The organism is Mesorhizobium sp. M2A.F.Ca.ET.067.02.1.1 (assembly GCF_004023285.1).
Lineage (GTDB): Bacteria > Pseudomonadota > Alphaproteobacteria > Rhizobiales > Rhizobiaceae > Mesorhizobium.
On the sequence record NZ_RZSB01000109.1, the window covers coordinates 1 to 11,451 of the forward strand.

The 11,451-nt window shown below is 64.9% G+C and carries 10 protein-coding genes and 1 pseudogene; 9 read left to right on the top strand and 2 right to left on the bottom strand.

The genetic code is table 11. The annotated features are described in order from the left end of the window. The 5 genes from atpH to EOA28_RS11165 form a co-directional block, all read left to right on the top strand. A partial coding sequence (atpH, locus tag EOA28_RS11145) for an ATP synthase F1 subunit delta (protein ID WP_128314891.1) occupies positions 1–286 on the top strand: 286 nt, incomplete at its 5' end. Then, on the top strand, positions 286–1,815 hold the full coding sequence (gene atpA, locus EOA28_RS11150; protein WP_126080579.1) for a F0F1 ATP synthase subunit alpha: 1,530 nt from the start codon (positions 286–288) through the stop codon (positions 1,813–1,815). The genes atpH and atpA, both read left to right, overlap by 1 nt. Before the next feature lie 33 nt (positions 1,816–1,848). After that, entirely contained in the window at positions 1,849–2,733 is an 885-nt protein-coding gene (locus EOA28_RS11155; protein WP_127249876.1) for a F0F1 ATP synthase subunit gamma, read from the top strand. Between the two features lie 69 nt (positions 2,734–2,802). After that, complete coding sequence (gene atpD / locus EOA28_RS11160) at positions 2,803–4,380, top strand: F0F1 ATP synthase subunit beta (RefSeq protein WP_127249877.1); 1,578 nt, start codon at positions 2,803–2,805, stop codon at positions 4,378–4,380. Between the two features lie 117 nt (positions 4,381–4,497). Continuing rightward, positions 4,498–4,905, top strand: coding sequence for a F0F1 ATP synthase subunit epsilon (locus tag EOA28_RS11165; protein ID WP_126080583.1), 408 nt, complete (start codon positions 4,498–4,500; stop codon positions 4,903–4,905). Between the two features lie 204 nt (positions 4,906–5,109). Here the strand turns inward: EOA28_RS11165 and EOA28_RS11170 are convergent, their stop codons facing one another. After that, the gene (locus EOA28_RS11170; protein ID WP_127249878.1) at positions 5,110–6,603 is read right to left on the bottom strand and encodes a mannitol dehydrogenase family protein; all 1,494 of its coding nucleotides are present in this window, start codon (positions 6,601–6,603) and stop codon (positions 5,110–5,112) included. A 298-nt stretch (positions 6,604–6,901) separates the two neighbouring features. Here EOA28_RS11170 and uxaC point away from each other — a divergent pair, with 298 nt between their 5' ends. Both uxaC and EOA28_RS11180 read left to right on the top strand, forming a co-directional pair. Then, positions 6,902–8,311 (top strand): glucuronate isomerase, encoded by a 1,410-nt coding sequence (gene uxaC / locus EOA28_RS11175; protein WP_127249879.1) that lies wholly within the window; start codon positions 6,902–6,904, stop codon positions 8,309–8,311. 56 nt (positions 8,312–8,367) lie between these two features. After that, entirely contained in the window at positions 8,368–8,700 is a 333-nt protein-coding gene (locus EOA28_RS11180) for a cupin domain-containing protein (RefSeq protein WP_127249880.1), read from the top strand. Between the two features lie 167 nt (positions 8,701–8,867). On the opposite strand, the gene EOA28_RS11185 is transcribed toward EOA28_RS11180, so the two are convergent. Beyond that, positions 8,868–9,494: a LysE family translocator gene (locus tag EOA28_RS11185; protein ID WP_128314892.1), complete on the bottom strand. Its 627-nt coding sequence runs from the start codon at positions 9,492–9,494 to the stop codon at positions 8,868–8,870. 240 nt (positions 9,495–9,734) lie between these two features. On the opposite strand from EOA28_RS11185, the pseudogene EOA28_RS11190 reads away from it, so the two are divergent. Together EOA28_RS11190 and EOA28_RS11195 are read left to right on the top strand one after the other, a co-directional pair. Further along, positions 9,735–10,955: pseudogene (locus EOA28_RS11190) on the top strand (ATP-dependent DNA helicase RecQ); the annotation flags it as partial. Positions 10,956–11,221: 266 nt separating this feature from the next. Further along, positions 11,222–11,451: aromatic amino acid lyase (locus tag EOA28_RS11195; RefSeq protein WP_189342009.1), on the top strand; the 230-nt coding region annotated here is incomplete at its 3' end.

Here is an 11,451-nt window from a genome sequence, read left to right on the forward strand (position 1 = left end):
CCTGTTCGCGGTGCCCGGCATGATCAAGGCGTTCCGCCAGATCGCCGCCGACCATCGCGGCGAGGCGTCCGCCGAGGTCACCTCGGCGCATGCGCTGACGGCCGCGCAGCAGACTGAACTGAAGGCGACGCTGAAGAGCATCGCCGGCAAGGATGTGGCCATCGCCATGACCGTCGATCCGTCGCTGCTCGGCGGACTGATCGTCAAGATGGGCTCGCGCCAGATCGATACGTCGCTCAAAACCAAACTCAATTCGCTCAAGCTTGCACTGAAAGAGGTCGGCTGATGGACATCCGCGCCGCGGAAATTTCCGCAATTCTGAAAGACCAGATCAAGAATTTCGGCAAGGAGGCCGAGGTCTCCGAAGTCGGTCAGGTACTGTCCGTCGGTGACGGCATTGCCCGCGTCTACGGCCTCGACAATGTCCAGGCCGGCGAGATGGTCGAGTTCCCGGGCGGCATCCGCGGCATGGCGCTGAACCTCGAAGCCGACAATGTCGGCGTCGTCATTTTCGGCAACGACCGCGACATCAAGGAAGGCGACACCGTCAAGCGCACCGGCGCCATCGTCGACGTTCCGGTCGGCCCCGGCCTGCTCGGCCGCGTCGTCGACGCCCTCGGCAACCCGATCGACGGCAAGGGCCCCATCCAGGCGACCGAACGCAAGCGCGTCGACGTCAAGGCGCCCGGCATCATTCCGCGCAAGTCGGTGCATGAGCCGATGTCGACCGGCCTCAAGGCCATCGACGCGCTGATCCCGGTCGGCCGCGGCCAGCGCGAGCTGGTCATCGGCGACCGCCAGACCGGCAAGACCGCCATCATCCTGGACACGATGCTGAACCAGAAGTCGGTGCACGACAACGGCCCGGAGAAGGAAAAGCTCTACTGCGTCTACGTCGCTGTCGGCCAGAAGCGCTCGACCGTCGCGCAGTTCGTCAAGGTGCTGGAGGAGCGCGGCGCGCTCGACTACTCCATCATCATCGCCGCCACAGCGTCCGACCCGGCGCCGATGCAGTTCCTGGCGCCGTTCGCCGGCTGCACCATGGGCGAGTATTTCCGCGACAACGGCATGCATGCGCTGATCAGCTATGACGATCTGTCGAAGCAGGCCGTCGCCTATCGCCAGATGTCGCTCTTGCTGCGCCGCCCGCCGGGCCGCGAAGCCTATCCGGGCGACGTCTTCTACCTGCATTCGCGCCTGCTCGAGCGTGCCGCCAAGCTCAACGACGACAACGGCGCTGGCTCGCTGACCGCGCTGCCGGTCATTGAGACGCAGGCCAACGACGTGTCGGCCTACATCCCGACCAACGTGATCTCGATCACCGACGGCCAGATCTTCCTCGAGACCAATCTGTTCTTCCAGGGCATCCGTCCGGCGGTGAACGTCGGCCTGTCGGTGTCGCGCGTCGGCTCCTCGGCGCAGATCAAGGCGATGAAGCAGGTCGCAGGCTCGATCAAGGGCGAACTCGCGCAGTACCGCGAAATGGCGGCCTTCGCGCAGTTCGGCTCGGACCTCGACGCCGCCACGCAGCGCCTCTTGAACCGCGGTTCGCGCCTGACGGAACTCTTGAAGCAGCCGCAGTTCTCGCCGCTGAAGACGGAAGAGCAGGTCGCGGTGATCTTCGCCGGCGTCAACGGCTATCTCGACAAGCTGCCGCTCAACCAGGTCGGCAAGTTCGAGCATGGCCTGCTCAGCCACATGCGCTCGGCCGGCAAGGACGTGCTCGACGGCATCCGCAAGGAGAAGGCGCTGTCGGACGATCTGCGCGCCAAGCTCAAGGCGGAAATCGACGCTTTCGCCAAGACCTTCGCTTGAACGAAGCCGGACGCACGGGATCAGGTTTGAAGCATGGCTTCGTTAAAAGACCTTCGTAACCGCATCGCCTCGGTCAAGGCGACGCAGAAGATCACCAAGGCGATGCAGATGGTCGCCGCGGCGAAGCTGCGTCGCGCGCAGGAGGCGGCGGAAGCAGCCAGACCGTATTCCGAGCGCATGGGCGCGGTTCTGGCCAACATCACCCAGGCAATCGGCGGCGGCGGCGATGCCCCGGCGCTGATGACGGGCACCGGCAAGGACGATGTGCATCTGCTCATCGTCTGCACAGCCGAGCGTGGCCTGTGCGGCGGCTTCAACTCGCAGATCGCGCGGCTTGCCCGCGACCATATCCGCAGGCTGCTGGCCGACGGCAAGCAGGTGAAGATCATCTGCGTCGGCAAGAAGGGTTTTGACATCCTGCGCCGCGACTACGGCGCGCTGATCCTCGAACGCGTCGACCTGCGCGAGGTCAAGACGCTCGGCTTCGTCAACGCCGATGCGGTTGCGCGCAAGGTCATCCACCTGTTCAACGAAGGCGGCTTCGACATCTGCACGCTGTTCTATTCGCAGTTCAAGTCGGTGATCAGCCAGATCCCGACGGCGCAGCAGATCATTCCGGCGGCGCAGGCCTCGGCCGCCGCCGCGACGGACAACGGCGCCACCGCTGTCTACGAATACGAGCCGGAGCCGGGCGAGATCCTCTCCGACCTCATCCCGCGCAACATCGCGGTGCAGATCTTCCGGGCGCTTTTGGAAAACGCGGCCGGCGAGATGGGCGCCAAGATGAGCGCGATGGACAATGCGACGCGCAATGCCGGCGACATGATCAATAGGCTGTCGATCACCTACAACCGCCAGCGGCAGGCGCAGATCACCAAGGAACTGATCGAAATCATTTCGGGCGCCGAGGCGCTCTAAGCGCGCGCGGGCGGGGTCCCAAGACCTCGCAGCGGCGTGAACAACGGATAGACGAAAAGGGCAAAGACGATGGCGAAAGCAGCTACCCCGAAGACCGCGGCCAAGGAGGCATCGGGCCCGAAGGCGGCAAAGGCCCCGGCAGCAGCCGCGAAGGCCGCCGCTCCGGCGAAGAAGGCGGCCGCTCCGGCCAAGGCCGCGGCTTCCGCGGCGAGCGTCGCGGCCAAGCGCGTCGGCGCCGCCGGCAAGGTCCGCCAGGTCATCGGCGCCGTCGTCGACGTGCAGTTCGAAGATCACCTGCCGGCCATTCTGAACGCGCTGGAAACCGACAATGTCGGCAACCGCCTGGTGCTCGAGGTTGCCCAGCATCTCGGCGAGAACACCGTGCGCTGCATTGCCATGGACTCCACCGAAGGTCTGGTCCGCGGGCAGGACGTCTTTGACACCGGCGCGCCGATATCGGTTCCGGTCGGTCCGGGCATGCTCGGCCGCATCATCAACGTCATCGGCGAGCCGGTCGACGAGGAAGGCCCGGTCGACGGCATCGAAATGCGCGCCATCCACCAGCCGGCCCCGGCCTATGTCGACCAGTCGACGGAAGCGCAGATCCTGGTCACCGGCATCAAGGTTCTCGACCTGCTGGCACCCTACGCCCGCGGCGGCAAGATCGGCCTGTTCGGCGGCGCCGGCGTCGGCAAGACCGTGCTGATCCAGGAACTGATCAACAACGTCGCCAAGGCCCACGGCGGCTTCTCGGTGTTCGCCGGCGTCGGCGAGCGTACCCGCGAAGGCAATGACCTCTATCACGAGTTCATCGAATCGGGCGTCAACAAGAAGGGCGGCGGCCAGGGCTCCAAGGCCGCCCTCGTCTACGGCCAGATGAACGAACCGCCGGGCGCGCGTGCCCGCGTCGGCCTGACCGGCCTCACCGTCGCCGAATATTTCCGCGACCAGGGCCAGGATGTGCTGTTCTTCGTCGACAACATCTTCCGCTTCACCCAGGCGGGCTCGGAAGTGTCGGCGCTGCTCGGCCGCATTCCTTCAGCCGTGGGCTACCAGCCGACGCTGGCCACCGACATGGGCGCGCTGCAGGAGCGCATCACGACGACGACCAAGGGCTCGATCACCTCGGTGCAGGCGATCTACGTGCCGGCCGACGACCTGACCGACCCTGCGCCGGCCACCTCCTTCGCCCACCTCGACGCCACGACCGTGCTCAACCGCGCGATCTCGGAAAAGGGCATCTACCCGGCCGTCGATCCGCTGGATTCCACCTCGCGCATGCTCGACCCGATGGTCGTCGGCGAGGAGCACTACCAGGTCGCCCGTCAGGTGCAGTCGATCCTTCAGCGCTACAAGTCGCTGCAGGACATCATCGCCATCCTGGGCATGGACGAGTTGTCCGAAGAGGACAAGCAGACCGTCGCCCGCGCCCGCAAGATCGAGCGCTTCCTGTCGCAGCCGTTCTTCGTCGCCGAAGTGTTCACGGGTTCGCCGGGCAAGCTGGTCGACCTCGCCGACACCATCAAGGGCTTCAAGGGCCTTTGCGCCGGCGACTACGACCACCTGCCGGAAGCCGCCTTCTATATGGTCGGCGGCATCGACGAAGCGGTCGAGAAGGCCCAGCGCCTCGCGGCTGAAGCGGCTTAAGCCGGTGAATGGTCAATAGTGAATGGTGAATAGGGAGTAGCGGATAGGAAATCGGGCTGAAGTGAAGGTCATCTGAGCCATTCACCATTCACCATTCACCATTCGCTAAAATTGATCATGGCTGAAGCTTTCAAGTTCGAACTGGTCTCGCCGGAGCGGCTGCTCGTTTCCGAGCAGGTTGAGTCCGTCGTCATCCCGGGCGCCGAAGGCGAGATGACGGTGATGGCGCAGCACGCGCCGGTGATGACCACCATCAAGCCCGGTGTCGTCACGGTAAAGGCGGCCGGCGGCAAGGAAGACCGCTATGTCGTGTTCGGCGGTTTCGCCGACATCCTGCCGTCCGGCTGCACGCTGCTGGCCGAATCGGCCGTGCATGTGAACGACATCGACCGCGCGGACCTGGCGCGTCGCATCCAGGACGCCAGGGAAGACGCCGCCGACGCCAAGGACGACGTGGCGCGCAGCCGCGCCGAGCAGTTCCTCGCCCAGCTCACCACGCTGGAAGGCGCGCTGATCCCGGCCTAATTTCGGCTGCAGAGAAGCGATTTAAAGAGCGGGCTTGCCCCGCTTTTTGTTTGCCCCGTTTTTCCCGCCTCCGGCGTAAACGCCGGCGATGAGCTGAAGGCTCCTGAACCTCGACCGCGATAGGCGTCTCGGCCAATCGCCAAGGCATGGGATCTGCCAACGCACACTAACCAACCGGTCAAAACTTCTGTGTTAAGAAACTGGCTAATCGGCCAGCCTGGGCGGCTCGTTGCCAATGCCGAGCGCGGCAAAGGCCAGCTTCGGGCCGCCTTGCTTGAAATGGACGAGGTGGGTGGCAACAAACTCGATCAGCCTCTGTCGTTCCGCGTGACCGTTGGCAAAGCCGGCGAGGTCGAACACGGCTGCCGTCGTTTCCGCCGTCGGCAGATTGCGGCCGAACAGGTCGCCGAGGGCGGCGTCGAGCGGATCGGTGAAATGGCCTTCTGGCAAAGCACCGCCGCGCGCGGCGCATGCCGCGATCCAGGCGGCGACAACCAGCGAGAGGTGTTCCGGCAGCAGGCCCGCTTCCAGCCGCGCAAGCGCTGAAGCGACTATGCGCTGCGGCAGCTTCTGGCTGCCGTCATTGGCGATCTGCGCGGTGCGGTGGGCGAGCGCGGTGTTCGAAAACCGATCTGCGAGCTCGGCTGTGTAGGCGGTTGTGTCGAGCCCGGCATCCTGCGGCAGCGTCGGAATGGCTTCGGCCCAAAGCCAGTCGACGAACTGCCGGATTGACGGATCGGCAAAGGCGCGGTCGACGGTGGCGTGGCCGCTGAGCAGGCCGAGATAGGCGATGCCTGAATGCGCGCCGTTGAGCAGCCTCAGCTTCATGTCCTCGAAGGGACCGACATCCTCGACCATGATGACGCCGAATTTCTCCCAGGCCGGCCGGCCGGCCGGAAAACGGTCCTCGATCACCCATTGGCGGAAGGGCTCGGTCATTACCGGCCATGCGTCCTCGAGGCCGAGCTGTTGGCCGATGCGCGTCCGGTCGGCATCCGTGGTCGCCGGCACGATGCGGTCGACCATGGAGGACGGGAAGGCAACTTCGTCGGCGACATGGCGCGCGAGATCGGCATCCCGCAGCTTCGCGAATTCGATCAGCAGCCGGTGCAGCGTAGCTCCGTTGGCCGGAAGGTTGTCGCAGCAGAGCACCGTGAAAGGCGGCGTGCCGGCGGCGCGACGGCGCGCCAGTGATTCGGCGAGAAAGCCATGCGCCGTCTTCGGCGATCCGGGGTGGGCGACGTCGTGGACGATGTCGGGATGCGCGCCGTCGAGACTGCCGTCGGCTGCCCTGAGATAGGCCTTCTCGGTGATGGTGAGCGTCACGATGCGGATGCGCGGGTCGGTCAGCGCGGCGAGCACCGCGCCGGGATACTCCGGAGCGACGAGCAAGGACTGGATCGAACCGATCACCTGCAGCTGTTCGCCGGCGCTGTCCCTGATCGCCAGCGTGTAGAGCCCATCCTGCGGCTGAAGCGCGTCGCGCGTGTCGGGGCTGCGCAGCGAGACGCCGACGATGCCCCAATCGCTCTCGCCGTCCGCCAGGCAGGCATCGACATAGGCGGCCTGGTGCGCGCGGTGGAAGGCGCCGACGCCGAGATGGACGATGCCGGGCGTGACAGAATTGCGGGCGTACCGAGGAACCAGGGCTTCGGCCGGCAGCTTCGCGATTGTGGCATTGGACAGGCGACCTTTCATGGGAAGCGAAGTCTCCGATCGGGTTGCCCGCCTGATGCCGGGCGAAAACGATGGCAGCGACGTAACATCCGCTGTCGGCGCGCACAATGGCTGCGTTGCTTTCGAGAGTCGCCATGCAATCGATCGTTTTGCATGTTGACATTGCCTCCGACAGATTCACCGTTGGATCAGGATGGCGTTTCGTTGAATCGCCATTGCGATCTAGGAGCATGATCTTTTGCAAAAGCGGGTACCCGTTTTTTGCGTTCACCGACCCTCGGTTCGAGATCATGCTCCAATGCAATCCGAGAGGAGCCAAGTGGCCGCACTAACCGATCCCGATCTGCTGTTTGCGCCCGAGGCGAATTCGCGCGCGCTGGCCCGCGCCCTTTACGCCGGCGTGAAGGACCTGCCCATCGTCAGCCCGCATGGTCATACCGACCCGCGCTGGTATGCGCTCAACGAGCCGTTCCCCGATCCGGCGCAATTGCTGATCGTGCCCGATCATTACATCCTTCGCATGCTGTTCAGCCAGGGCTTGCGGCTGGAAGAGCTCGGCGTGCCGACGCTCGATGGCGCGCCGGGCGAGACCGATGGCCGGACGATCTGGCGGCGCTTCGCCGAGCATTACTATCTCTTCCGTGGCACGCCGACCCGGCTCTGGCTCAACCATGTGTTCGAGCATCTGTTCGGCATCGAGGAGCCGCTCACCGCCGCTTCCGCCGATCGCACTTACGATACGATCGCCACGCTGCTGCAGCGCGACGACTATCGTCCACGCGCGCTGTTCGAGCGCTTCAATATCGGGGTGATCGCCACGACCGACGGCGCGCTCGACGATCTCAAATGGCACCGGACGATCCGCGACAGCGGCTGGAACGGCCGCGTCGTCACGGCCTACCGGCCGGACGCGGTGATCGATCCCGATTTCGAAGGATTCCTGGGCAATCTGGATCGCCTCGGCGACATCACGGCATGCGACACCGGCACATGGACAGGCTATCTCGATGCGCATCGGCAGCGACGTGCCTATTTTAAGCAATTCGGCGCCACCTCGTCCGATCACGGCCATCCGACCGCGGAGACCGCCAATCTCTCCGATGCGGCGGCCGAGGAGCTGTTCAACCGTATCCGCCGCGGCTCCGACGACGAGCGCGAGCGGCGGCTGTTCAGGGCGCAGATGCTGACCGAAATGGCCAAGATGAGCCGCGACGACGGCCTGGTGATGCAGATCCATCCCGGATCATGGCGCAATCATTCGCCTTCCGTCTTCCAGAAATTCGGCCGCGACAAGGGCTTCGATATCCCGACGCGCGCCGACTATGTGACGGCGCTGAAGCCGCTACTCGACTGCGTCGGGCTGGAACGCGACCTCACGATCATCCTGTTCACGCTCGACGAGTCGAGCTACGCACGCGAGCTGGCGCCGCTCGCCGGCGTCTATCCGGCGCTGAAGCTGGGGCCGGCCTGGTGGTTTCACGACAGTCCGGAAGGGATGCGCCGCTTTCGCGAGATGACTACCGAGACGGCAGGCTTCTACAACACGGTCGGCTTCAACGACGACACGCGCGCCTTTCCGTCTATCCCGGCGCGCCACGACGTCGCACGCCGCGTCGACTGCGCCTTCCTGGCGCGGCTGGTCGCCGAGCATCGGCTGCGCGAGGACGAGGCGCATGAGCTGGCGCGCGACCTTGCCTATACGCTTGCCAAGAAGGCCTACCGGCTCTGAGCCGGCGCCCATGGTTTGGCAGGGGGGAACGTCATGCTTCGAATGGAAATTGGACGATGAGCGATATTTTCTCACACGCAGGCGCAAAAGCCTGGGAACCGACGCCGGATGGCAATCGCCGGCGCGTGCTGGTGCATACAGACGAACTGATGATGGTCGAATTCGCTTTTGAAAAGGGCGGCGTCGGCGTGCTGCATTCGCATCCGCATGTCCAGGCAAGCTATGTCGCCGAGGGCCGCTTCGTGGTCACCATCGACGGCCGATCGGAGATCCTCGAGACCGGAAGCAGCTTCATCGTGCCTTCCAATCTCGTGCATGGCGTCAAGGCGCTGGAGGCCGGGCGCCTGGTCGACAGCTTCGCGCCTCACCGGGCCGATTTCCTAGGCTGAGTATCCGCTTCTCAAAGGAAAAGCCCGCGCCGTAAAGCGCGGGCCTGTTGCCTGGGCGCTGGTTGCGCCGCCGCGGTACTCAAACATCGCCGCAGGACAGCAACTGTGCCACAGCATGGTGAAGATAGGTTTAACGGCGACTGGCTGGAGGCAGGCCGGGAAAAAATTCAGCGCTGCTGCAGCGCGAGCCGTATGCCGAGCGCGCAATAGATGCCGCCGACCACCTTGCCCTGCCATCTAAGCACCGCCGGATGGCGGCGCAGGAAGGAACCCAGTCCGCCCGCGCTGACGGCGAAGACGACCGTGCTGAAGAGGCCGAGCAGGACGAAGATGATGCCCAGCACCATCAGTTGCAGCACCACGAAACCGCCTTGCGGGTGGACGAATTGCGGCAGGAAGGCGAGGAAGAACAGAGCCGTCTTCGGGTTGAGCACTTCGGTCAGGATCGCCTGCCGAAAGGCTTTTCCCGCCGAGATCGGTAGCGTCCTGCCCGCCAGATCGGCCGGCGCCTTTTCGAGAATGGCGCGGATGCCGAGGTAAACGAGATAGGCAGCGCCGATATATTTGACGATGCTGAACAGCATCGCCGAGGCGGCGATGATGGCCGAGATGCCGACGATGGCCATGATGGTGTGGATGACATCGCCCGCCGCGACGCCGGCGCCGGTGGCGATGCCGACCTTCGTGCCCGAGCTCGTCGCGCGCGCCACGGTGAGCAGCGTCGCCGGTCCCGGAATGAAGACGAAGCCGAACACGACCGCGATGTAGGTGATGAGCGTGGCTTGGTCGATCATGCGAAGGCTCCTTTTGCGGTCGCTGCCGGCAATGGATGCATCGAACCATAGCAGCCGGGGCTCTCCAGCCAGTGTGCCAGCCATGGCTTTTCGATGCGACATTGGCGCGAGGCGACAGGGTTACCGCAAAGCGCGGTTGTGGCCGGGTCGCGGCTGCGCTACTCCAAGGCATCACGCGGTGAATCACTTGTCTGCTCTTCGCACCTTCCCGAAAACGACCTCCTGTCCGGTGTCTGCCTGATGCCGGCACAGGCAGCGAGCATCCGGGCCGAGGATCCCACGCGGCGCGTCCTGAAGGATGTGTTCGGCTACGACGATTTCCGTCCGGGGCAGGCGACCGTGATCGAGGCGCTGCTGGCGGGACGCCATGTGCTGGCGGTGATGCCGACGGGCGCCGGCAAGTCGCTCTGCTATCAGGTTCCGGCGCTGGTCAAGGGCGGGCTCACCATCGTGGTATCGCCGCTGGTGGCGCTGATGCAGGATCAGGTCGCCGCCTTGCGCCTTGCCGGTGTCGCCGCCGACACGATCAATTCCTCGCTCGATCGCGAGGCCAATGTGGCGGCCTGGCGCCGCGTGGCGTCCGGGCAGACGCGGCTGCTCTACCTGGCGCCGGAGCGGCTGATGACGGAGCGTATGCTGGACGCGCTGTCACGGCTCGATGTCAGCCTGATCGCCATCGACGAGGCGCATTGCATCTCGCAATGGGGACCGGCCTTCCGCCGCGAATATGAGGACCTGGCGCAACTGCGCGGCGTGTTTCCGCAGGTGCCGATCATCGCGCTGACGGCGACGGCGGACGAGGCGACGCGCGGCGATATCGAGGCGCGACTGTTTGCCGGACGCGCCGAAACCCTGGTGCTGGGTTTCGACCGGCCCAACATCAAATTGGCCATGGAGACCAAGCAAGACAGCAAGCGCCAGCTGCTGCGCTTCGTCGAGCGGCACCCCGGCAAAAGCGGCATCATCTACTGCCTGTCGCGGCGCAAGACCGAGGAAATGGCGGCCTTCCTGGAGAAGAACGGCGTGCGCGCGCTCGCCTATCATGCCGGCATGAGCAAGGAGGCGCGGGAAGCGAACCAGAACGCCTTCATGAGCCTGTCGGGCGTCGTCATGGTGGCGACCATCGCTTTCGGCATGGGCATCGACAAGCCCGACGTCGCCTATGTCTTCCACACCGACCTGCCGGGCAGCCTGGAGGCCTATTACCAGGAGATCGGCCGCGCCGGGCGCGACGGCCGGCCGGCGGAAGCGCATATGCTCTACGGCGCAGGCGACATCCGCACGCGCCGCATGTTCATCGACGAGGAGGATACCTCGCCCGAGCACAAGAGACGGGCGCATCGCCGGCTCGACACGCTGATCGGCTATTGCGAGACGGCGCACTGCCGGCGCCAGGTGCTGCTCGGCTATTTCGGCGAGGAGGCGAAGGCCTGCGGCAATTGCGACAACTGTCTTAACCAGGCGCTGCCGTCGGCGCGCGGCGTAGCAATGCTCAGCCCACCGGGCGGAGGCCACGGTGAGGTCGCCAACTAACCGTTTCACGCTTTTCCTGGAAATGCGCCGGACGTCGGTCAGGTCGATGCAGTTGCGCTGATATTTTCACTTTTGTCCGCCGCCACGGCGAAATTCCGACAAAAAGCGTGCCTGAGAAGCCTTAGGTACGGCGCTGCTGGGACACAGGGATTCAGCGCAACTTTTTGGCGGCTAGCAGCCCGGGTAGGTTCGCAATGACAGTAACCATCGACGATGCCGCAAGCTGGCGCGACATCGCGCGTGTCGGCGACGGCGAAATGCTGGTACTGACCGACGCCGCGTGGGATCGCATCGCCCATGCCAACCGCATCGTGGCAAGCCTGGTGGAAAAGGGCATTCGCGCCTATGGCGTGAACACCGGGGTCGGGGCGCTGGCAAGCCAGGTGGTGGCGCCGGCTTTGCAGGAGAAGCTGTCGCGCAACAT